This window comes from Paraburkholderia sp. RL17-383-BIF-A (genome assembly GCF_046028015.1).
In the GTDB taxonomy this organism is placed as follows: domain Bacteria; phylum Pseudomonadota; class Gammaproteobacteria; order Burkholderiales; family Burkholderiaceae; genus Paraburkholderia.
Genome location: NZ_JARESR010000028.1, coordinates 40,336 through 61,670, shown reverse-complemented (window position 1 = coordinate 61,670; position 21,335 = coordinate 40,336). Strand labels below are relative to the sequence as shown.

The 21,335-nt window shown below is 60.9% G+C and carries 19 protein-coding genes; 4 read left to right on the top strand and 15 right to left on the bottom strand.

Annotated elements, in window-relative coordinates; all coding sequences use genetic code 11:
• Positions 1 to 76 precede the first annotated feature (76 nt).
• The gene (locus P0D71_RS26710) at positions 77 to 1,663 is read left to right on the top strand and encodes a Na+/H+ antiporter (protein ID WP_091805261.1); all 1,587 of its coding nucleotides are present in this window, start codon (positions 77 to 79) and stop codon (positions 1,661 to 1,663) included.
• Between the two features lie 48 nt (positions 1,664 to 1,711).
• On the opposite strand, the gene P0D71_RS26705 is transcribed toward P0D71_RS26710, so the two are convergent.
• Positions 1,712 to 2,350: an HD domain-containing protein gene (locus P0D71_RS26705; RefSeq protein WP_408188026.1), complete on the bottom strand. Its 639-nt coding sequence runs from the start codon at positions 2,348 to 2,350 to the stop codon at positions 1,712 to 1,714.
• A gap of 239 nt (positions 2,351 to 2,589) precedes the next feature.
• Between P0D71_RS26705 and P0D71_RS26700 the strand changes: the two genes are divergently transcribed.
• Together P0D71_RS26700 and P0D71_RS26695 are read left to right on the top strand one after the other, a co-directional pair.
• Positions 2,590 to 3,549 carry a GlxA family transcriptional regulator gene (locus P0D71_RS26700; RefSeq protein ID WP_091805267.1) on the top strand — a complete coding sequence of 320 codons (960 nt, stop codon included), beginning with the start codon at positions 2,590 to 2,592 and terminating at the stop codon, positions 3,547 to 3,549.
• A 116-nt stretch (positions 3,550 to 3,665) separates the two neighbouring features.
• Positions 3,666 to 4,424, top strand: coding sequence for an SDR family oxidoreductase (locus tag P0D71_RS26695; protein WP_408482916.1), 759 nt, complete (start codon positions 3,666 to 3,668; stop codon positions 4,422 to 4,424).
• Between the two features lie 101 nt (positions 4,425 to 4,525).
• Here P0D71_RS26695 and P0D71_RS26690 read toward each other — a convergent pair whose 3' ends face one another.
• The 13 genes from P0D71_RS26690 to P0D71_RS26630 all read right to left on the bottom strand — a co-directional run bounded on the left by P0D71_RS26690 (position 4,526) and on the right by P0D71_RS26630 (position 19,457).
• Positions 4,526 to 5,272 carry a winged helix-turn-helix domain-containing protein gene (locus P0D71_RS26690; protein WP_408482914.1) on the bottom strand — a complete coding sequence of 249 codons (747 nt, stop codon included), beginning with the start codon at positions 5,270 to 5,272 and terminating at the stop codon, positions 4,526 to 4,528.
• 855 nt (positions 5,273 to 6,127) lie between these two features.
• Positions 6,128 to 6,493 carry a response regulator gene (locus P0D71_RS26685; RefSeq protein ID WP_007178665.1) on the bottom strand — a complete coding sequence of 122 codons (366 nt, stop codon included), beginning with the start codon at positions 6,491 to 6,493 and terminating at the stop codon, positions 6,128 to 6,130.
• 20 nt (positions 6,494 to 6,513) lie between these two features.
• A complete protein-coding gene (locus P0D71_RS26680) occupies positions 6,514 to 7,485 on the bottom strand; it encodes a chemotaxis protein CheX (RefSeq protein ID WP_408482912.1) in 972 nt (323 codons plus the stop codon).
• A gap of 37 nt (positions 7,486 to 7,522) precedes the next feature.
• Positions 7,523 to 8,065 carry a hypothetical protein gene (locus P0D71_RS26675; protein WP_408482910.1) on the bottom strand — a complete coding sequence of 181 codons (543 nt, stop codon included), beginning with the start codon at positions 8,063 to 8,065 and terminating at the stop codon, positions 7,523 to 7,525.
• Positions 8,062 to 8,796, bottom strand: coding sequence for a methyl-accepting chemotaxis protein (locus P0D71_RS26670; RefSeq protein WP_408482908.1), 735 nt, complete (start codon positions 8,794 to 8,796; stop codon positions 8,062 to 8,064). The genes P0D71_RS26675 and P0D71_RS26670 overlap by 4 nt, the downstream gene beginning before the upstream one ends.
• A 44-nt stretch (positions 8,797 to 8,840) precedes the next feature.
• Positions 8,841 to 11,231, bottom strand: a complete 2,391-nt coding sequence (locus P0D71_RS26665) for a HAMP domain-containing protein (protein ID WP_408482906.1) — start codon at positions 11,229 to 11,231, stop codon at positions 8,841 to 8,843.
• 247 nt (positions 11,232 to 11,478) lie between these two features.
• Entirely contained in the window at positions 11,479 to 12,174 is a 696-nt protein-coding gene (locus tag P0D71_RS26660) for a DNA alkylation repair protein (protein WP_408482904.1), read from the bottom strand.
• Positions 12,171 to 12,578: a DUF1398 domain-containing protein gene (locus P0D71_RS26655; RefSeq protein ID WP_091805289.1), complete on the bottom strand. Its 408-nt coding sequence runs from the start codon at positions 12,576 to 12,578 to the stop codon at positions 12,171 to 12,173. The genes P0D71_RS26660 and P0D71_RS26655 overlap by 4 nt, the downstream gene beginning before the upstream one ends.
• Before the next feature lie 24 nt (positions 12,579 to 12,602).
• Positions 12,603 to 13,124 carry a MarR family winged helix-turn-helix transcriptional regulator gene (locus tag P0D71_RS26650; RefSeq protein WP_408482902.1) on the bottom strand — a complete coding sequence of 174 codons (522 nt, stop codon included), beginning with the start codon at positions 13,122 to 13,124 and terminating at the stop codon, positions 12,603 to 12,605.
• Between the two features lie 491 nt (positions 13,125 to 13,615).
• Positions 13,616 to 16,966, bottom strand: coding sequence for an enterotoxin A family protein (locus P0D71_RS26645; RefSeq protein ID WP_408482900.1), 3,351 nt, complete (start codon positions 16,964 to 16,966; stop codon positions 13,616 to 13,618).
• Between the two features lie 602 nt (positions 16,967 to 17,568).
• Positions 17,569 to 18,087 (bottom strand): hypothetical protein, encoded by a 519-nt coding sequence (locus tag P0D71_RS26640; RefSeq protein WP_408482898.1) that lies wholly within the window; start codon positions 18,085 to 18,087, stop codon positions 17,569 to 17,571.
• Positions 18,088 to 18,298: 211 nt separating this feature from the next.
• Positions 18,299 to 18,778, bottom strand: a complete 480-nt coding sequence (locus tag P0D71_RS26635) for a nuclear transport factor 2 family protein (RefSeq protein ID WP_408294662.1) — start codon at positions 18,776 to 18,778, stop codon at positions 18,299 to 18,301.
• 13 nt (positions 18,779 to 18,791) lie between these two features.
• On the bottom strand, positions 18,792 to 19,457 hold the full coding sequence (locus tag P0D71_RS26630) for a TetR/AcrR family transcriptional regulator (protein ID WP_408482896.1): 666 nt from the start codon (positions 19,455 to 19,457) through the stop codon (positions 18,792 to 18,794).
• A gap of 108 nt (positions 19,458 to 19,565) precedes the next feature.
• On the opposite strand from P0D71_RS26630, the gene P0D71_RS26625 reads away from it, so the two are divergent.
• A complete protein-coding gene (locus tag P0D71_RS26625) occupies positions 19,566 to 20,216 on the top strand; it encodes a YceI family protein (protein ID WP_091805309.1) in 651 nt (216 codons plus the stop codon).
• Between the two features lie 75 nt (positions 20,217 to 20,291).
• On the opposite strand, the gene tdh is transcribed toward P0D71_RS26625, so the two are convergent.
• A complete protein-coding gene (gene tdh, locus P0D71_RS26620) occupies positions 20,292 to 21,323 on the bottom strand; it encodes an L-threonine 3-dehydrogenase (RefSeq protein WP_408187654.1) in 1,032 nt (343 codons plus the stop codon).
• Between the last annotated feature and the right edge of the window lie 12 nt (positions 21,324 to 21,335).

The following is a 21,335-nucleotide window of genomic DNA, read 5'->3' as shown; positions in this document are numbered from 1 at the left end:
TGTGTCGGCGCAACCACAGGCACCCCACCCACCGTGTGATAAAAAGTAGTTCTCCTGCCACCCAGCGAGGCCGCGCATGTCGTCCGTCATGGGCTTCAAAGTCGTTCTGCTGTCGCTCGTCGCGATCATCGGTTTGGAACTGCTCGCCAAGCGGCTGCGGCTGCCGCCAGCCGCCGCACTGCTGGTCGGCGGTGCGGCGATGGCCTTCGTGCCCGGACTCCCGCGCTTCAATCTCGACCCCGAGCTGGTCCTGATCGTGTTCCTGCCGCCGCTCCTCATGGACGGCGCCTACTTCTCCGTTTGGGACGAGTTCAAGCGCAATCTCGGCGGCATCCTGCTGCTCGCGATCGGCGCCGTCGCGTTCACTACGCTCGCCGTCGGTCTGGTCGTGCATTGGGTCGTGCCCGCGTTGCCATGGGCCGCCTGCTTCGCGTTGGGTGCGATCGTCTCGCCGCCAGATGCCGTCGCCGCGAAGGCAGTGCTCGAACGCGTCGCGCTACCGCGCCGCCTGATGGTGATCCTCGAAGGCGAAAGCCTCCTCAACGACGCCGCCGGCCTCGTGCTGTTCCGCTTCGCCGTCGCGGCCGCGCTAACCGGTACCTTCAGCGCACAGCATGCGATTGGACGCTTCGCCGTGCTCGCGTTGGGCGGCGTGACGGTAGGCGTAGCGGTCGGCTTCCTGGTCGTCAAGCTGCTGCGCTATCTCGACGACGCGTACCTTGTCATCGTCGCATCGACGCTTTCTGCCTGGATCAGCTACATCGTCGGGGACGTGCTGGATGTATCGGGTGTGATCGCGACGGTGAGCTGCGGGATGGTGCTCGGCTGGCATCAGCACGAAGTCTTCTCGGCCGCGGTAAGAATGCGCGGCACCGCCTTCTGGCAGGTCCTGATCTTCCTGATGGAAGCGCTGGTGTTCATGCTGATCGGGCTATCGCTGCGCGGCGTGATCGTGCGGCTGGGCGGCGTCGGCGATACGTTGACCGCATTCGCGCCGGCCGTCGGCGCGGTGCTCGCGGCGGTCGTGCTGTCACGCTTCGTGTGGGTCTTCGTGACGGAATGGTTGAAAGCGCTCGTGTGCAAATTGACGCGTCGCGAGGGCGGCACGGCCGACTGGCGCTCGGCTACTGTCACGAGTTGGGCGGGCATGCGTGGCGTGGTCACATTGGCTATCGCGCTCTCCTTGCCGGAGACCATGCCCGGCCGCGATCTGATTCTGGTCGCCTCATTTGCCGTGATTCTGGTAACGGTGCTCGGGCAGGGCACGACGATCGGACCACTGATTCAATGGATCAATCCGGACCACGCGGCCGAACGAAACGCACGGCATCTGACCGAGCCGCAGGCGTGGGCACGGCTCGAAGCCGCGCAACTCGCCGCGATCCAGCCGCTGGTGCACGGGCCGGATGGCAGCGTGATTCATCCACGTTTGCTGGAACAGTACAGTTACCGCGCGCGCATCACGCAGGGCTATCAGAACGAAGCAGCCTTCCCCGCCGCAGAACGCGCTGCCCATTACGACGTTGTGCTGGCAGCCGTCTCCGCGGCTCGCATCGAGCTATTGCATCTGCATCGAACGGGCTTGCTTCACGATGAACTGTTGACCATTCTCGAACACGATCTCGATCTGCAGGAGATCGCCGCGTTGCATGGCAGGGGCTGAGCGCCTATGTCATCTGCTCCGAATTGGCTCGTAACGCTCACCGGCAACTCACTCCTTCCACGCCGAACCCAAAATCATCGTGCAGAAATTCTCGCGATGGTAATGCGGGTCCTTCAGCGCCAGCACGTCCGCTTTCACGTTCCCGAAGGTGGTCTCCGGTTTGTGAATGGTGCCGTGCGCGAACGCGTCGATAATGCCTTCCTTGAAATGCGCGCCTCGCGGATGCGCGTGCGTGACCTCGTGGCGCTGGTGCTCGGTAAATTCATCGTAGGCGAGTCCCAGCACGTCCATCTCCACGCCCGCCGTGACCAGCGCGACCACCGGCTTCATATGCTGCGGAATGCCAGGCGTCGTGTGCAGTGCGATCGAGTTCCACACCTGATCGATGTCGTCCTCGCCAATGCCGTGACGGCGCAGGAAATCACGCGCCGCGTTCGCGCCGTCCACCTCGAAGCGGTCGTGCTCGCTGCTATACGGCGCAACCAGTCCCATGTCATGAAACATCGCGCCGATGTACAGCAGTTCGGGATCGTACTTCAGCTGCTTGCGCGCGCCAGCCAGCGAGCCGAACAGAAAAACGCGCCGTGAATGGTGATACAGCAAGTCGGTTTCGGTATCGCGCACGAGTTGGGTGGCTTCGCGCGCCATCATGCTGTCGGGAATCTGAATGCCTGCGATCGTGGTCATGCAATGAACTCCGTAATGGATTCGAATGAACGGAACGCGCGGTCTTTGTGACTTGAAAGCGCGTTTGGTATGCTGGTCCGCGGCGCTTTTTTCAGCGATTCAAGCAACGCGTCCGGTGAAGTCCAGTATTGGTCAACGCGCCGCCGCGAACAATCGTCGTGGACCGTTGAACACTGCCAAACGCACCGCGTTGACTGCCGCGGCATGCGGAGTCCGTCCATCGTCACAGGAAGTTTTCGATGCCCACCGTTGCGATCGCCATCTTTCCCGGCGTGCAGGCGCTCGACGTCGCCGGCCCCGTCGACGTGTTTTCCGAAGCCAACCGTTTCACCGCGCCCGAAGATCACTACGAGGTGAAGCTGATCGGCGCGGGATCCGCACCATTGCGAGCGTCCAACGGCATGACGCTGGTCGCCGACGCCACCTTCAGCGAAGCGCGTCGTCCGTTCGATCTTGCCCTTGTCGCGGGCGGGCCCGCGCTGCCCGATCGCGCGCCCGACGCGCGTGTGCTGGAATGGCTCGCCAATGTCGCCACGCAGGGCGGCCGTTACGGTTCCATCTGCACCGGCGCATTCGCGCTCGGCCACGCGGGCCTGCTCGATGCCCGCCACGTCACCACGCACTGGCAGCATGCAGCACAACTGGCGGCGCAATTTCCCAACGCGCGCGTCGATTTCGACCGTATTTACCTGCGCGACGGACCACTCGTCACATCAGCCGGCGTGACGGCCGGCATCGATCTGTCGCTCGCCCTGGTTGCTGAAGATCATGGGCCGCACATCGCGCTCGCGGTCGCCAAACGCCTGGTGGTGTTCGCGCAGCGGCAAGGCGGCCAGTCGCAGTTCAGCCCCTACCTGACCGCGCCCGTCGACGAGACGTCGCCCGTTGCCAAAGTCCAGGCGCACGTCATGGAACGGATTCGCGAGAGCTTCACGGTGAAGCAACTGGCCGACGTCGCAGGGATGAGCGCGCGCAACTTCGCGCGAGTGTTCGTGCAGGAGACCGGCGTGACGCCGCATGAATTCGTCGAGCGTGCTCGTGTCGATGCCGCGCGCAAGCTGCTCGAGAGCAGTGGCGCGGCGCTCAAGGCGATCGCGTACGACTGCGGCTTCGGCACAGCAGATCGCATGCGCATTGTCTTCACCAAGCGGATCGGCGCGACGCCCATGCAGTATCGGGAACGCTTTCGCTCGCCTTGAACCTGAGCGTACGCGGACATGAACGCGTCTGACGGTCGGCACAGGGCGCAAGACGCAGGAAAATATTGCGTGAGAAAATAGCGGCCTTGCTCACGCCAACGATTTCAAGGACCGACATGACCACCTCTTCTCCGATCCGTGCGATCGTCACCGGCCACAACCGTGGCCTGGGCGCGGCGCTCGCCGAACAACTTCTTGCTCGCGGAATCGCGGTGCTGGGTTTGTCCCGCTCGCATCATGCCACGCTCAAAAACCATTTCCCGGCGCTGCTCGAAGAAATCGAACTCGAACTCGCCGACACCGCCCGCGTCTCGCAATGGATCGCGACTCATGCGCTGCGCGAATTCGTCAGCGGCGCGCAAACCGTGCTGCTGATCAACAACGCGGGGATGGTGCAGCCGATCGGCCCGATTGAAGGACAAGACGCGGCGGCCATCGCAAACGCGGTGAGCCTCAATGTCGCCACGCCGTTGATGCTCGCCAGCGCGCTCGCCGCAGCCGCCGCCGACGCAACCGACCGGCGCATCGTGCACATCTCCAGCGGCGCGGCGCGCAACGCGTATGCCGGATGGAGCATCTACTGTGCGACGAAGGCCGCGCTCGATCATCACGCGCGCGCCGTCTCGCTCGATGCGAATCGCGCGCTGCGTATCTGCAGTCTGGCGCCGGGCGTGATCGATACGAATATGCAGGCCGAGATTCGCGGAAGCGGGGCCGAACAGTTTCCAATGCGCGAGAAATTCGAAGACCTCAAGCGCAGCGGCCAACTATCGTCGCCTGAACAGTGCGCTACCCAGTTGCTCGACTACGCATTGAGCGATGCTTTCGGTCAAACGCCGGTCGCCGACATTCGCGAGATCGCGAAGCCGGCGTAACCAGCAAAAACGGCGCAAAACACGGAGCGAAAAACGGCGCGACATTGGATCGCGTCGAGCGCTCCCGAAAAGTCTCACCTTTTGGGTCGCTCGCCGCTGATCTACACGCCGGGCGCGACCAGCGCGCCGCGCTCGGCCGCACCCAGCTCGCCGTGCGGCACGAACACATAGCCGCGTCCCCACACGGTTTGCACGTAACGCGGCTCGGAAGGATCGATTTCGATCAGACGACGCAGCCGCCAGATCGACACATCGAGGCTACGCCCTTGATGCAACACGCTATTGCCGCGCAGCTTCTCGTTGAGCTGCACGCGCGTGAGCACGGTCATCGCGTGATTGACGAAGATCTTGAGCAACGCGAACTCGGAACTGCGCAACGCGAAGTGCTCGTTGTCGCGGCGCAATTCGCGCGCGGAGAAGTTCAGTTCGCAGCGGCCAAAGCGATACGGCGGCCGCGTCTCCGGCGCACCCGGAGCGACCGTGCCGCGCCGCCGTAGCAGCACGCGAATGCGGGCGAGCAGTTCGGCAGGGTCGGCGGGCTTGCTCATGAAGTCGTCGGCCCCGAGTTCGAGACCGATCACACGATCAATCGCCTTGTTGCTCGCCGAGAGCAGAATCACGGGCACATCGTTGCCGCCCATGCGCAGGTCGTGCAAGACGGCGAGACCATCGCCATGCGGCGCCGAAATGTCGAGCACCAGCAGCGAAGGCCGTTCCATCTCGACCACATGCTTGAGCCCGGCGCCCGGCGGACGTGCGGACACACCGCAGCCCTGGCCGCGCAATGATTCGCCCACCACGGCAGTCAAGCCGGCATCGGCGCCCACGAAAAGAATATGCTGACTCATCCAACTGATTCCAGGAGACGATCGTTGTTCAGAGACAGGCACCTGGCGTGCGGATATAGTCAATCCGCGCCCGCTGTCGTCCGCGTCGCCATCATCCCTGCATGCGGGTGTTCTCAAAACGCGGAACAGCCCCCAAGGTTGCCAATTTCTTCCCAACTCTTTCAACTCGGAACGTGATATGGCACGCCGCATGTGCCGCCCCGTAAGCGTTGCCGTCTCGCTCCCGAAAAGGCTCACCTTTGGCATGGAGCGCTTTGGGTTTGGCACGAGGCGCGCGTTGAACTGCTCCCGAAAACGCTCACCTTTCGAGCTTGGGGGCAGGCCGCAAGGGCAAGCTGGGCGTGGCCCGGATGCTTGAGAACAGGCCACTCCCGCAAACCCTCACCTTTAGAACCGGCTGAGTAATTTGCATACCCAGGTAAGCGGCCGTGCGTGTGCGGGCCTTGCCTCAAGATGGAAATGCGCGATTTGCGCGAGAGAATGGGTGTTTTGAACGATGTGGTCCGGCCCTCGACACCATCGTGCTGAAACAGGGGCCGGGTGAGTGCCGATCGATTCCGCCACTCACCGTGTTCGATCCGAGGTCCCTGAGCGGAGCATGCGCACGGGCCGCGCACCTCAACGAACCATGCTTTCTGACCGCCTTCACGCGATACAGGAAAGGTCCCGAATATCCTCACCTTTGAACGAGCGAGCGTGTCCGAATGCGCGGCCTCAATCACCGCGCGGATCGGTTTGTTCGCGTATTCAGCGTGTTTCGACCGCCGCAGCGAATGCGGAAACCGACTCAAAGACGCGTTCGCACGCGGCTCCCGAAAACACTCACCTTTACGTGCGACTCCCGCGTAGCAGCGTCTAGCTTGCCAGTTTGCGGAACGTTTCCAGCACGGCATCGCCTTTGAACGGCTTGACGATCCATCCCTTGACGCCGGCCGCCTTGCCCCGCTCCTTCATCGCCGGGCTGCTCTCGGTGGTCAGCATGATGACGTTGACGGTCTTGTTCGCGAGCTCGCCGCGAATCTTCTCGACCATCGTGAGGCCGTCCATATTCGGCATGTTGACGTCGCTGATCACCAGCTTGATGCCGGGGCTGGCCTTCAGCTTGGCGAGGCCGTCCTTGCCGTCCACAGCCGTGTCGACGTCAAGACCGTTCTTCTTCAGAAAGCCGGCCACTTCGTCGCGCACCGTGCTCGAATCATCCACCACCAGAATTTTCGACATGTTTTTTCCTATGATCACACTCAGAACAGATCCAGTTCGCCTGCCTCGACCATTGCGCCGACGTCGTCCGTGACTTCCTTGAAATCCTCCGGCGACCAGCTCAGGCTGAACACAAAACGTTGATGCAACTTGACCGCCCGGCTCGACTGCGGGTCCTTCAACCAATACGTGAAGCACAATTGCGGATTACCGCTGCCGAACGAGATGTACTTGTGCTTGTGATTCACCAGCAGCGGCACCTGCACCTGGCTGCGCGCCCAGGCGTCCGCATCGCCGACATAGCGGTTCTTGAAGGAACCCCAGATCAGGTTCGTCACTTCGCCGAGCACGCTGTTCAGGTCGCGGAAATCGGCTTCGCCGTGTTGCGCGTCGTCGATCATCCGGTAACGATCCAGCAGGTCGAGAATCGGTGTCTCTTCGGCCTGCATCATCATGTAACCGCGGCACCATGCGCTTTCGAGCGGAATCAGACTGAACACCTCGCCGAAGATGATGCGGTCGCGCACGATATGCGGCGTGTCGCACGTGATGGTCAGATCCTTGAACACGTCGCCGAGAATGGCCTGTGTCATGTCGGCGATGCCGCGCACCAGTGCGTTCGGATAATCCAGGCTGAAGATGTACTCGTCGATCACCTGCCGCAGCGGCGCCATATCGTGCGCAACGTACGCCGCGCAGACCACGCGCCGCAAGCTCTCCGGCAAGCCGTCCATGCCAGGACCGTCGTCCCGCCTCATGATGATCGGCAACTCGGGACGCACCGCGTTGATCCTGATCGCGATCTCGGCGCTAGCTTCCGGCGAGCCACCGTAATGCTCGGCAAACAACACCGCGCCCAGATCGATATTCGAGCGCAGCACCGACTGCAAGCGGTTCTTGCCGACCTTGACGCCGACCAGGTTGTTCTCGTCGCAAAAGCGCTTCAGCGCCTCTTTGTGAGCCGGGCAATCGTCCAGCACCAGCACCTTGCTGACCGGCTTGTTCATGTTCATGTTGCGTTCCTGCTCGCAGCGGGGATTCGCCGCCTGATCAAAACAACTCCAGCTCGCCGCTGGTTTCTTCGAGCGCGCCAGTGTCGGCGATGAAGTCGATCGGCGCATGCGCACACACGCATACCGTCGCGGCGAGCCGCACGGTACCGTTCAGCGTGACCGAATACGACGACAGCAGACTCGGCTTCAATTCATGCAGATGCGGCAGGCAACGCGCGTTCAGCACGTAAGGCGTCGACATGCCGAGGTCTGGAAAGTAGCGCAACAACGCCTGATTCATCGCCCCGCAACACAGATTGCAGATTTCCAGAAAGACCTCCTGGAAGTGCCGTTCGTCGGCGGTGTCTTTCAGGTAGTAGGCTCGCGTGCTGTCGTCTTCGTCGAAACGAAGGATCAGCAGCAGCCTGAACACGATCGACGAAATGGTCAGCACGACCACTTGCGAGTCTTTGGATGCGCCAAGGCCGGCCTCGGCAAGCGGCGCAATCTCGCACAGATCGCCGGCATCCAGCGGCAAGCGCGCCTCGGCGGCCTGGCGGAAAATGCGCTCGAAGCTGTCCCTGGCGTGGGCCGAAATCACACCGCCACCTCGTGCAGCTTCGAATGAAACTGATTGGCCAGCGACTCGACGCTGGCGAGCGACGCCGCGATCATCTTGCCGCCGGCCTGAATGTCCTGAAACGTCGACGTCGTGGTCAAGTCATTGCGATGCAGGCTGTCGCGATAGCTCTTCGACAACTCTTCGGAACGCGCGGCGAGGGCGCGCACTTCGCTCGCCACCACCGCGAAGCCGCGGCCCGCCGGACCCGCTCGCGCCGCTTCGATCGACGCGTTCAGCGACACGATCACCACGTGCCGCACAATCGAGGACAGCTCCTGATTCTTCGCGTGCATGTCGTGGTTTTGCGTCATGAGCGAAATCATCTGTTCGTGCCAGCGCTCGAATGTCGCGCCGAGACTCTTCAGGCGCTCGGCCTCGCCGGCAATCTGCCGGGCCTGATGCGCCAACTGTTCTTTGTCCTCGGTGGCCGCTTTCAGCGCGTCACGCAGTTCGTCCGCGCGTGCCGATTGGAGCGCGAGTTCCTCGCGTAGCTGCGTGGTCAACGAATGCAATGCCTGCTCGGCCTGCTCGCACTCGCGAATGGCGGCGCTATGCTGGGCCTGCCCGGCTTCGAGCGTGTCGATCCGCGCTCGCGCTTCGGCGCGCAACTGTGCCGTCAGCTTCGCGCTGTGCAGCTTGTGGGCGGCAAATGCCAGCAACGCGGTCACCGCGCTGCCTGCTGCCGCCGCCAATACGTACTGTTGAATCACAACCGTTCCTTCGAATTCCGTCGCGCCGTACGCCGATGCGGCGCTCAGTCCGCCATCGCGTCGAGTTGCAGTGCGCCGGCTTCGCCGCGTGCTTCCACGCCGAGCGTATCGACGGCGACGCTATCCGGCAGGCAAACAATCGTCTGGAACTGACGGAACGCCGCGCCCTTCTGATCGTCGGTAAAGCGCAGCTCGATGCTGCCGTTCGCGCGCTTGAGGAAATCGCGCACGGCGTCCATGCCGACTCCGCGGCCGGACAACTCCGTGACCGTTTCCGCAGTCGAGAAGCCCGGCCGGAAAATGAAATCGGCGATCGCTTCATCGCTCAGCGTGTCGTTGCTACCAATCCAGCCGCGTTCCATTGCGATACCGCGAATGCGATGGAGCGCGAGGCCGCGGCCGTCATCGCTCAGCGTGATCTGCAACGCGCCGCTGTCCACGCCCACTTCAATGTGGATCGTGCCGGCCGGCTTCTTGCCGTGCTCGCTGCGTGTCTCGGCGGTTTCGATGCCGTGATCCATCGAGTTGCGCAACAGATGCATGAACACATTGTTCAACGTGCCACCGGCCTCGCCACGCAGACGGTAACCGTTGTCGTCGATATGCACGTTCGGCGCGGGCTTGCCCAACTCGCTCGCAAGCGACGGCAGCGAGTCCAGCACGCCGGACAGCGCGTCGCGCACGCTTTCGCTGCCCAGTGCCCGCAGCGTGCGGCGCAGCGCTTCGCGCATGGACTGAAGTTCGCGCAGTTCGCCGGCGTCGGTCTGCTCCAGCATGCTCAGCGTGTGCTGGATATGCTCTTTCGCGACCATCACGTAGTGAGCCGAGTTGCCCGCGTCGTTAAGCTGGCCTTTGCCCTTGCGGCCAAGGCTCTGTTCGTTGATTTTCGCGTAGCTCTCGATCGCTTCGCGCACGCGCGTCAGTTCGCGCATCAGATGCTCCTGATCCCACGAGCGGCCCGCGTCCGGCTGGCGCAGCTCGTGATAGCTCTGTTCCGTTTCGTGAACGACGTTGGTCAGATGCTGCAGGTTATAAGTGCGGGCATTACCCTTGATGGTGTGCATATTGCGGAACAACTCGGCAATCGCCGCGTGATCCGCCGCCGAATGCTTGCGAATGATCCGCTCGTTCTCGCTGATAAAGCCGGCCGAACTCTCGATGAAATGGTGGAACTTCTCTTCACTGACCGCGAGAATTTCGCCGATCATGTCGAGTCGGCGGCGCTGTTCGCTGGCCTCGGCAGCCAGCTTGCGCAATTCGGTGACGTCGCGCACGCAGAGCATCAGGCGCACGATCACGTCGTTTTCATCGGTGATCGCCGACCAGCTCAGGTCGAGAATCTTCACGCGGCCATCGGGCATGCGTCGGGAAATCTCGCCGACCAGCAGATGCTGATTGAACGCGAAGTTGATGCAGTCTTCGCCGAGGCAGGCATGCGCGGCCGCATCGACTTGCGAAAGCGCGTCCGAACCGAGGTCCGTGTCGGCAAAGACGAGATCCATCAAACCGCGCCCGGCAATGTCCTTCGTTTCGAAGATGTCTTCCAGATAGGCCGAGTACTCCGCGTGGATCACGGCGCCGTCGATCACCGTCAGAATGCCCTGCTGCATGTTCTGCAACATCGCCTGAATGTCCGCGGTTTTCTGCTTGAGTTGCGCCGAACTCTCCTGAATCTTCTCGATCATGCCGTTGAAGGCGACGATCGAATGGCCGATTTCATCGAGCCGGCCTACCGGCACGCGCCGCGTGAAATCCTGGCTGGAGGCGATCTCGCTCATCATGGCCTGCATGCGGCTCAGCGGGCGCGTGATCTGACGGTAGAGCAGCGAGCCGATCGAAGTCAGCAGAATGATCGCTATACCCGTGACCGCCGCGATCGCTGTGGTGGTCGTGGCGAGTGTGGCGTTCAGCGCGGTAATCGCCTCGTCTTTCTCGCGATTCTTCTCGACGCGCAAGGTCTCGACGATTCCTTCGAGTTCGTCGCGATACTGCGCGACATTGGCGAACAGATAGGCCTGCGCGAGTTCGTTCTTGCCGTCGGCCTTCATTTTGGCCGTCTCGGCGATCGCGGAGAAATAGTTCTCGAGACTGTCTTTAGCTTGCGAAACCAGGCCCTTCTGGGCGTGGCTCGCGGCGTCTTTATCCTGCAACGCAAGCGCCTGTTGCAACGAAGCGCGCTTCTTTTTCAGTTCGTCCTGAGCCTGGGCGACCATATTGGCGTCGGGCGCGTAGACCAGTGTCATCGTGGCGAGTTGCACGTCTTTGACTTGCGACACGAGGTCGGCGGAAGCGAGCGCGCTCGGAACGACGCCTTCGGTTACCTTGCGCACCTCGGCCGCGCTGCCGCGCGTCTGGTAGACAGCGTAGCCGCCAATCGCCGACAAGGCGACGAACATCAGAACAACCAATAGCGTGATGCGATGACGAATAGTCATGTGAACCCCCCGGGGTCTGGCCTTCGCGTCAGCCCTCAATGGGAGCAGCGCGTTTTATGCGAAATATGGTCTGACTTGCAGCGCTGCGGAGTATTGCCCACGCATGTTACTAAGCGATGACTACAGACTTTTAAACCGCATTTAACGCGTCAAATATAATTCTCAAGTTTTCGGATAAAGCGCCGTTAACAAGCGGCTTTTCATTTGCGTTTTTGTCACCGCTGCAAAAGTCCGAGCGTTCAAAGCGTCAGCTAATCGAAGGCAGATGCTTGGACGCTTCGCGCAGACTGAGCGGTGAAATAAGGTTGCGTGAAGCCGACAGAAAGCCGCTCACCGCGTCGGGCGCGTGCCACGCGTAATCTCGCAAGGCCCAGCCGATCGCTTTGCGTATAAAGAAGTCGCTTTCCGCGGCCAGCGCACGCGCGTACCCGAACAGACGATCTTCGTCGGTATGCTCGCGCCAGCCGAGTTGATGAATCATCGCAATGCGCCGCACCCATAGTGATTCGTGCTGAAGCGCCGCGTCCATGACGGCCTGCGCCTGTGGCGTCTCGACTCGCGCCGCTTTCAGCACGTCGCCGACTACGCCCGCGAGCGGATCGACCGAATCCCACCACGAAGCTTGCTGCGCGATAGTCAGCAGATGCGCGATGTCGTTGATCCCCAGCGCCTTCCATTTACGCGCCAGCAGATCCGTCGCGACATACTGGAATTCGCGCGCCGGAAGGGTCCACAAAACATGCGCACACGCCAGCAGATGATCGGCGTTCTCCACCTGCAGCCGCTTGAAAACCGGCAATACCGCTTGCCGCCGCTGCGGCGTCGGCACGCCGATGAATTCGAACTGGTGGCGCATGTACGCGCGCATCGCGAGCGCGCGCTCCGCGTCGGCGTGCGGCGCGAGCGCCGCCTGAATGTCCCTCGCGAAAGCGTCAGGCGTCATTGAGGAAAGCGCTCCACGTGCACTTCGCCGCGCCGACCGAAATACTGCACCTGGCGTCCCGCGATCCAGACGAAATAACCGATGCATCCCGCAGCCATGGTTCGGCTCACGAACTCCGCGTACTTGACCGCGCCGCTTTGCGCGCCGCGCACGGCCTGGTTGACCGCGTCGGCGTCGAAGGCATTCGCAATCGCGATGTCCGGTAGCGGCAATACGATTGCGTGCGTCTCGCCGCCGGGCGCATAGTACGTATGCTCGCCGCGACGGTAATCGGTGAAGTACGATTCGACGCCGGCCTCACCGAGCGCGCGCACCACCGAGGCGAAATCGATCGTGCCTTCGTGCGAGCGCTTCGCACAGTCTTCAGCCACGAGGCGGCTGGCTTCATTGAACTTCGCGGACATGTCTATCTCCAGCAGGGAGAGCGTTTACTCGATGGGAACCGCCTTCAGGCCGTGGACGGCGACCACGTTTTTCATTGCGTCGACGATCGCCGTTTTTACACCAGCGGGCAGGTGGCCGAAGAACTCTTCGTCGTTCTGATCGGCCAGTCGCGCGAGTTCAGGCACGAGTTTTAGTCCTTCCGTACTCAGTGCAACGACGTGATTGCGGCGGTCTTCTTCGACCGTCTCGCGTTCGAGCAGTGCCTTGGCTTCGATCCGTGTGAGCAGCTTCGACACCGCACCCTTGCTCATGCCGGTGCGTGCCGCGAGCGCCGTGGCGGATGTCGGGCCCGAGTCGTAGATCTCGCGCAGCAATACCCATTCGGACACAGTCACGCCATGGGCTTCGACCTTCATCTGGAAGCCATGCGACACGTGATTCGACACGAAGCGCAGCCAGTAACCGACATGCGCTTCAAGTCCGCTAACAGGTTTCTTTCGATCCGACGCCGTGGATTGCTTTCGAGCCGGCGCGCGGGTGCTGTTCTTTTGACGAGGACCTTGCATGGGGTAACGCCATCTCCAGGAGCATTGACGGCATATTAGTTTCCTAGGAAACCAATGTCAATATTCGCGGATACCGAGGTTGGCGAAGGCCTGTCATTGCACTCCCGAATTCCCTCACCTTCGGGGTTGAAGTGCGCGGACAGGTTGCCATATTCTCACCTCGACGCATCCCGAATCTTCTCACCTATCGGTTGGCGATTTAGCGACCTGCCGCCGGGCCGCCTTGCTCGCAGTCAGCGCGTATGACCGCAACTCCCTGGAAATCCTCACCTTTTCTTAGGTGCGGATTCGGTGCGCCGGTTGCTCACCTCCTGGAATCACTCACCTTTCAACGCGATCTCCTGGAACTCCTCACCTTGACGCAAGTTTGCGGAGCGTTGAGGTGCTGATCTGCTCCTGGAACGACTCACCTTTGAGCGGATTCGAACGGTCTCCTGGAAAGCTTCACCATTGATGAAAGTGAACAGGATGCGCTTGCGGCAATGTATTAACTACGCCGGCAGCGTCTCTTCCAGCCGCAAGCGTGCGTCTTCCCGAAACCGAAGGTCGTTCCAGACATCGTCGCTAATTTTGAAACCGCTCGAGACTGGACCGAGACTCTCATACGACTCGTGATCCGTCATCGGATCGACCGTTGCGCGCCACACAGGCTTACCGCCTAGCGTTCGCACTTCCAGCTGGTTCTTACCGATTGGGACTGCGTAAAAGCCATCTCGGAAGAGCCACGCGGCATTTTCCGACTTCAGCAACGAGATGGTCATACCCAGTCCGCCGGTTGAACGTGCAAGGTTCGCATAGTCAAGAAAGTTGAAACCGTTGAATGGATCAAACAATCTTTCCGTCACGAAATGAGTCGCACCAGGCGGCAACAGGGAATCCGGGTTTTGATTGAACGCATACAGCTGTTCGGGCGTGCCGGTCGTGCTATGCAGATAGGAGTTCTTGTTGACGGCGGGCGGTGTGACCTCAGCGCCGCGCTGATCCGTCAGTTTCCACCGTGACCGGTCTCCGGCATCGTAGTCTGTCAGAAACGGCGTAGCCCAGCTAAGGCCCACAGTCAGGTATTTCAGATTCTCTTCATGAACGAGATGGAACGGATTGCTTCCAGCGAGGCGAAAAACACCGTTCAGGTTGCGCGGATCTTTGGGGATGGTGCCGACCGAGAGCGAATCATCACTTTCTACACTCAGGACCTTACTGTAGTTATTCGCAAAGTGGAAACGACCGTCCTCGCCCATGACGAATTGCGTAGTGCTGTTGGGTCGATTGGAGGCGTAAGTCTTGTTGTAGACCCAAACGTTCTTGCCTGCGTCGGCATACAGGATGTACGGATAGTCGCCGCCATACGCCTGCAAGGTCATCGGCCCCAGATAGTCTTTCCCGGCTGACTGGCGGGCCGCCAACTGATGGACTTGCAAGCGGGTATTGAGATAGAACTCGGCCTGCGCGAGATTAGGCTCTTGCCTCGGGGCAGAAAACCGCTTGTATTCGGGTTCATGCCAGGCGGCGCTATCGATCGGAAAGCGGGCAAGCTGAGGTTGCGCTCCCGCAGTCCACGTCCGCCTGTACACGTCCCAACGGAAGGCAGGATTTTCGTGGTAGTGCCATAAGTGCCCTTGTTTCACGTCCTTCGTCTCCCACCAACCCAATATCTGCGTGTTGTCGATGTGGCCCATAGCGGCAAATTCATGGTTTTCCGCGCCGAGAGTATGTGCGCCGAGGCTCGCGTTCACATTGACCATGTTAGGGGACGGCGCGATAGCATAGATATACCCATTCTCCGATTGATGGCGCTGGCGGTCGATGGCAACCGCCGATGTTTCGAACGTCCCGAGATAGCCGCCACTGTCTGTTTCCCCCTCGTGGGAGGCAATGTCGAAATTGTGCAGGGACAAATTGACATCGCGCAGCGGTGTAATTGCAGCGTCGAACCCGCCTCTCTTCGCGACTTCGGCGGGTTTGTCCGTTGATGGGCGAAGTAGCACCCACGGATCGGCGGTCAATGTCGAGTCGGTTGAACGTTTGAATTCCAAGCGCTTGTCCACATAGGTCTGGATCGAAGGACGACTGTCCGGCGGTGCGGTTGGCAGGTCCAGGCGCGGGGTGACGAGCTGAACGGTTGGCGCTGACCACGCTCTTCGTTCTGCGTTGTCCAGACTGATGTCTGCTCTGCGCACGCCGGCAGCCGCGAAATCGGCTTCACGGGCGAACCATGCCGTCGTAGCGCCAATGACTCCGCCTTCGGCGCTGTATCCCCCGTCATAGACGCCACGTATTGCAGCCGACAAATCGTCAAAGTTGTTATACGTATAGGCACCGAAGTTAGGATCGTAAAGCTCGTAGTGATCGCGCGCGACATCCGGACTGTGGTTGAGCCGCTGTACGACGACCGGCCGGCTAGGCTCTCGTCTCGACGTTCCTCCCGCTTCAGCGCTTAACGAAAGATCGATAACCGCGAAGTCGTTGCGCAGAGCCACGGGGCCGCTGTCGCTGTTATACGCTTCGGCGAAGTGTGTTCTCAGTTCACTCAGGAGATCGTCTGCTGTCGTGACGCGATGCATGCCGCTGTGCCGGATGTAGTTCGCCAGAACGCTGGTAGAGGCCGACTGGAAATGCTCGTGAACGTAATTCGAACTGTTGATGAACCGCTGACGTGCATCTGGATCGTTCCGCAAGCTGCGTAGGCTTCCGATGAAAATGCCGAGCGATTGTGCTCTCCCGTCGGCAACGGCCCGTAACGCGGAGGTTGCCAGGCTTTCGTCTGGGCTGCGCAAGCCGGAACGCGCCGCACCGCCCGGAAAAAGCGTATCGAGTGATAGGGCATTCGAAGAGGCTGCATGTCGCTGGTAGATGAGGTTTTCACATTCGGGGATGGGCGGCCCCTTACCGGCAGCTCCCGGTCGCGGGCCGAGGACTGGCGTAGGCGTTCGATTTTCAGACGGTGTCGTCGAATACACCTGCAGTTTGAACGGCGTGACTCGATAGTCGCCTTCCAGCTCGTCGAAAGAGGAGCGCGTCCTGAAGGCGGTTGCCATGAAGCGGTTCAACGCTTGCTCTGTATTACCCCAGTTTGCATATTCGAATGCGCCATTGTTGGGATCGAAAATCGTATAGCGATTGCCGACTCCTCTCTGGATGAGAATGGCGTGCCCATAGTCCCTTCTATCCGTTGGCGACTCCAGACTCAGCTGGACGTACGCGATATCGTTGGGATGGCGCAGCAAATTCTGTGTCTGGTGATTGAATAAATCGATGCGGTAATTGCGGTCTCTAACGCCGGCGAACGTAATGGGTGGCTGCGGCGCATAGCGGCTTAGGCCAAGTTTGGCGCCACCGGTCTGGAAGTTTGTGATGCGACCGAACATCTCCCTTCGCGAGACGGCGTTACGGGTGTCCGCGCGCATGTCTCGCACCGCTGAGAGGAGCGTGGATTCACGCTGACCGGGCGATCCGGATGTCGTCGGTTGATCGCTCGTGCCGCGATCGAGCCGGCGGATGGCTTCCCGGACCATGCCATCACATAGGCCGCCGCTCGCCTGATTTCGACTTTCTTTATATTCGGGCTGCGCGAAGCCTTCGGAGGCAATGCTGCCTTCCTTCAATGCGTCGCCGCCAAGATCCCTGATGCATTTGCTGAGAACCGGGCCGCGTTTGACCCGCGGGCCGCCGTCGTCGTTTGGGACTGCGAGATTGGGTGCGGCAGGCGCGGCGCGCCCCGCGCGGTAGCCGTTTCTGGCTTCGTCATTCCCAATTGAGCGCTCGCTGCCAGTGAACCATGTCCTCGCATCGTGAAAGGCTGACGCTTGCTGCCGAGCGTGGCGATTCATGCGGTGTTTCGTCATGAGGTCCGCTCGAGGAATGTCGCCGGGCCAACAGTCCGGCCGCGCATTGCGAGGCCCGCCTGGACTTTTCGAAGAGGGCTGCGGATGGCTACCTGTGTTACGTGGCTTTTCCTGCAAGGATTTGCAGGCATTGGCGACTGCGGCATTTGCGCTCGCGGGCTGGGTAGCCGGTTGCGTGCTGCTATGTCGAGTAGCGTCCTGCTCCTCGTTCGGAAGCTCGCAGCAGCGACAGGGGACGCAATTCGGGCTTGAACCGGAGACGCGCATGATTGATGCTCCAGGAGGTGGAATACCAAACGGGCTATCTCGCGGAATACGAGAACCCTGCGGCTGATCGTAGCAACGACGGTTTCCACCTTGTGGTACGCGGATATGGCTTACCGCGTTCATCGTGGCCGTCTGAAGCATCGACTGTCAGGGTGGCTCTGCCTGTGTCGTGGTGAACTCACCTGCTGGTGTTTCTCGCCTTTTTGCTGGCGATCTCCTGGAACGTCTCACCTTTGCCGGATTGACAAAGGCTTATTCCGGCGTGCTCTGTTCGGCGATTTTCCGGATTGCCCAAAAGTGCGGTCGCTCGTTATTTGTCCAGGTGACGTTCCGTGTCAGAACTTCACCTTCAACTGAAACCCGATCGTAAACGGAAGATTGTCCGACGGGATGGGCGGAATCACAATGAAGTTCGCGCCCACGCGCTTGTATTCGAGCATGACGATCGGTGCGACGACCGGTCCGATCGTATGATCGCGGCCCAAACCCCAATTGCCGTAGTTATAGCCCGAGATGATCCCGCCGATCGCCGCGATCCGCACGATGCCCCAATGCGCGAACTCCGGCGCCCACACACCGCCGCCGTAATAAGAAGGCCGGCGCAGCGAATTGCGAAAGCCGCCGGCAGTCAACGCCCATTGATTATTGAGCCAGCATTCGACACCGAGGCCCGGATTGAACTGTTCGAAATGGGTGTTCGGGTCAGGGTTGATGTGATACGAACCCAGCATGGCATCGACCCACACGCCACCCTCGCACCAGTTGCCCGCATGCGCGGCGGACGCCGCGGCAAGGGTCGCTACAAGCGCAATGGCCGCGCGTCGGATGTTCTTCTTGATCTGCCGAAAATGCATGTCCTCTCCGCCACCGGTCGAGCGCCGGCGTCATCTGTGTTCTGGGTAGGGTTGCTTGCCGTCCGTCGCGCACTGTACCTCAACCCTTCAGCACGATGTTGAGGACACGCTCGGGCGCCCGGGCACGAGACGTGCCCGTTAGCGCAGACGCAACCATAGCCGAGAACCGATGTCGGAGCGGTGAACGCGCATTGGGCGTTCGCCTGTCGGGTCAAAGACCGAGATCGGACAGACCCGGGTGATCGTCAGGACGGCGGCCAAGCGGCCAATGAAAAAGACGGTCCGCTTCGCGGATCGGCATATCGTTGATGCTGGCATGACGGCGGGCCATCAGCCCATGCTCGTTGAACTCCCAGTTCTCGTTACCGTACGAACGGAACCAGTTGTTCGAATCGTCGTGCCATTCATAGGCAAAGCGCACGGCAATGCGGTTATCGGTAAACGCCCACAATTCCTTGATCAACCGGTAGTCGAGTTCCTTCGCCCATTTGCGGCGCAGTAAAGCGACAATCTCCGCGCGGCCATGCGTGAACTCCGCGCGGTTGCGCCATACGCTGTCCTGCGTGTAGACGAGCGACACACGCTCGGGATCGCGGGTGTTCCAGCCGTCTTCCGCGCCGCGCACTTTCTGGATCGCGGTTTCACGTGTGAACGGTGGCAGCGGCGGGCGGGTTTCGATCGGGTCGGCCATGATGGTTCCTCAGTCAGGTTGCGGTTCGCCGGGATGGCGGTCGTTTGCGTGGCGGTGTAACTGGCTCGCTCGCACATTGCGCGTCGAGCAGGACTTCGGCTGCGGTTTGTGCGTCGAGCGCCGCGTCGGGCTCGCCGCTTACCAGCGCGACGGCGATTGCGCCGTCGAGCAGGATCAACCATTGACGCGACAGGCGCGCGACGCGGCGGGCGTCCATGCCCGACTCCGCCGCGAATTCGTCGCATTCGGTTCGCACGAACGCCAGCAGGCGTTCTTTGTGATGGCGCGCGACGATCCGGATCGGGTCCTCCGCGGAGGCGATTTCACCCGACGCATTCAAGAAAGCGCAACCGTGAAAATTCTCCGATGCAAACCATTCGCGCAGCACCTCGAACATGCCGAGCAGGCGTTTGCGTGCCGTCTTGCCGTGCTGCTGCGTGCCGGTGATAAACCAGTTCATCCAGCGTTCGTCGCGCCGGTCGAGCGCGGCCGCCACGAGCGCGTCTTTCGATTCGAAATGCGTGTAAAAGCTTTTACGCGCCGTACCGGACTGTTTGACGATCGCGTCCACGCCGGTGGCATGAATCCCGCCGGCGTAGATCAACGCTTCAGCCGCATCCAGCAGCCGCTCGCGCGCGCTGCCGGGTGAGATTGATTCAGTGTGAGTGTCAGTAGCCATGAACGAAGGGTAGAACGATCATTCTCCTTCGTCAAGACTTTTGTGTTTTTGCGGCGTGAGAGCGCGAACTGCTATCGTGAGCGGGATCGGTCAACGGGAACGAACTTCATGAGCACACTGAGTCTGCGCGCCGCGTTCGTGCGCGCGTTGCTGAGCGCAACGTTGTTAACGGCAATGGCCTGCACGCCTGTGCAAGTACTCACGCATTCGGTCAGCCAGAACGAAGCGCGTGTGCCGCCCGGCCGTTATGAAATCGATCCGGATCACTGCAGCATTACCTTCGACATCGATCACTTCAAGTATTCACGCTTTACGGCGCGGTTCGATCGCAAGAAGGGGGAGCTCGACTGGAACGAAGGCGGTCTGGACAAGAGCACGACGTCGGTCACGATCGACGCCGCGAGCATCGATACGAATGTGCCTCTGCTCGACAAAATGGTGAAGAGCGCCAGCTTGCTCGACGTGGAGCGCTACCCGGAGATCCGTTTCGTCAGCACGCGATTTGAGCGCACCGGCGAATCGCGCGGCACGTTGACCGGTGATCTGACGATTCACGGCGTCACGCAAACAGTCACGCTCGACGTCACCTTCAACGGTTTTGCGCCGGATCCGCTCACGAAAAAGGACACGCTCGGTTTTTCCGCCGAGGGCCATTTCAGCCGCGCCAAGTTCGGTCTGGCGACGTGGTATCCGGCTGTTGGCGACGATGTTCACGTGCGCATTCAGGCCGAATTCGTTAAAACGCCCGCAGGCGGGTGAGCGCGGTGCGGGCGTTGGGCGGGACGTTTTTGCTGCTAGCAGCGATTGCGCGCTGACGCGTGTCGGCGTGCTAACTCACGCGGCAGTCCAATCGAGAATCACCTTGCCGCTCTCACCTGAGAGCATCGTGGCGAACGCTTCCCGATAGTCGTCGACCTTGAAATGGTGCGTGAGGATTGGCGAGAGATCCAGACCGCTTTGCAGCATGGCGACCATCTTGTACCAGGTCTCGAACATCTCGCGCCCATAAATGCCCTTGATTTCGAGGCCTTTAAAGATCACCTGAGTCCAGTCGATCGCGGTCTGCGCGGGCGGAATGCCGAGCAGCGCGATCTTGCCGCCGTGGTTCATCGCTTCGAGCATGCCGGTAAACGCGCTAGGCACACCGGACATTTCCAGCCCGACGTCGAAACCTTCCGTCATGTGCAGGTCCGCCATCACGTCGCGCAACGATTCGCGCGAAACGTTGACTGCACGCGTCGCGCCCATCTTGCGCGCGAGTTCGAGGCGATAATCGTTGACGTCGGTAATCACGACATTGCGCGCGCCGACATGTTTGGCGATCGCCACCGCCATGATTCCAATGGGTCCGGCGCCGGTAATCAACACATCTTCGCCGACCAGATTGAACGACAGAGCTGTGTGCGTAGCATTGCCGAACGGATCGAAAATGGCGGCGAGGTCGTCGGAAATCTCGGGCGGAATCTTGAACGCGTTGAAAGCCGGAATCACCAGATACTCGGCGAACGCGCCTTCACGATTCACGCCCACGCCCACCGTATTGCGGCACAAATGTCGGCGGCCTGCTCGACAATTACGGCAGAAGCCACACGTGATATGTCCTTCGCCCGACACGCGATCGCCAATCGCAAAGCCGCGCACTTCCTGGCCCATCTCGACGATTTCACCGACATATTCGTGGCCGACATGCATCGGCACAGGAATCGTTTTCTGCGCCCAGTCGTCCCACTTCCAGATGTGAATGTCCGTGCCGCAAATCGCAGTGCGCGTGATGCGGATCATCACGTCGTTATGGCCGACTTCGGGTTTCTTGACGTCCGTGAGCGTGAGGCCCGGAGCGCGTTCGAGTTTTGCCAATGCTTTCATGTGCGCCTCCGT

What these genes read in the sequence shown, in the direction of transcription:
- P0D71_RS26710 (WP_091805261.1), top strand. Translation starts at nt 77, where the DNA reads ATGTCGTCCGTCATGGGCTTCAAAGTCGTTCTGCTGTCGCTCGTCGCG.
- P0D71_RS26705 (WP_408188026.1), bottom strand. Translation starts at nt 2,350, where the DNA reads ATGACCACGATCGCAGGCATTCAGATTCCCGACAGCATGATGGCGCGC.
- P0D71_RS26700 (WP_091805267.1), top strand. Translation starts at nt 2,590, where the DNA reads ATGCCCACCGTTGCGATCGCCATCTTTCCCGGCGTGCAGGCGCTCGAC.
- P0D71_RS26695 (WP_408482916.1), top strand. Translation starts at nt 3,666, where the DNA reads ATGACCACCTCTTCTCCGATCCGTGCGATCGTCACCGGCCACAACCGT.
- P0D71_RS26690 (WP_408482914.1), bottom strand. Translation starts at nt 5,272, where the DNA reads ATGAGTCAGCATATTCTTTTCGTGGGCGCCGATGCCGGCTTGACTGCC.
- P0D71_RS26685 (WP_007178665.1), bottom strand. Translation starts at nt 6,493, where the DNA reads ATGTCGAAAATTCTGGTGGTGGATGATTCGAGCACGGTGCGCGACGAA.
- P0D71_RS26680 (WP_408482912.1), bottom strand. Translation starts at nt 7,485, where the DNA reads ATGAACATGAACAAGCCGGTCAGCAAGGTGCTGGTGCTGGACGATTGC.
- P0D71_RS26665 (WP_408482906.1), bottom strand. Translation starts at nt 11,231, where the DNA reads ATGACTATTCGTCATCGCATCACGCTATTGGTTGTTCTGATGTTCGTC.
- P0D71_RS26660 (WP_408482904.1), bottom strand. Translation starts at nt 12,174, where the DNA reads ATGACGCCTGACGCTTTCGCGAGGGACATTCAGGCGGCGCTCGCGCCG.
- P0D71_RS26655 (WP_091805289.1), bottom strand. Translation starts at nt 12,578, where the DNA reads ATGTCCGCGAAGTTCAATGAAGCCAGCCGCCTCGTGGCTGAAGACTGT.
- P0D71_RS26650 (WP_408482902.1), bottom strand. Translation starts at nt 13,124, where the DNA reads ATGCAAGGTCCTCGTCAAAAGAACAGCACCCGCGCGCCGGCTCGAAAG.
- P0D71_RS26645 (WP_408482900.1), bottom strand. Translation starts at nt 16,966, where the DNA reads ATGACGAAACACCGCATGAATCGCCACGCTCGGCAGCAAGCGTCAGCC.
- P0D71_RS26640 (WP_408482898.1), bottom strand. Translation starts at nt 18,087, where the DNA reads ATGCATTTTCGGCAGATCAAGAAGAACATCCGACGCGCGGCCATTGCG.
- P0D71_RS26635 (WP_408294662.1), bottom strand. Translation starts at nt 18,778, where the DNA reads ATGGCCGACCCGATCGAAACCCGCCCGCCGCTGCCACCGTTCACACGT.
- P0D71_RS26630 (WP_408482896.1), bottom strand. Translation starts at nt 19,457, where the DNA reads ATGGCTACTGACACTCACACTGAATCAATCTCACCCGGCAGCGCGCGC.
- P0D71_RS26625 (WP_091805309.1), top strand. Translation starts at nt 19,566, where the DNA reads ATGAGCACACTGAGTCTGCGCGCCGCGTTCGTGCGCGCGTTGCTGAGC.
- tdh (WP_408187654.1), bottom strand. Translation starts at nt 21,323, where the DNA reads ATGAAAGCATTGGCAAAACTCGAACGCGCTCCGGGCCTCACGCTCACG.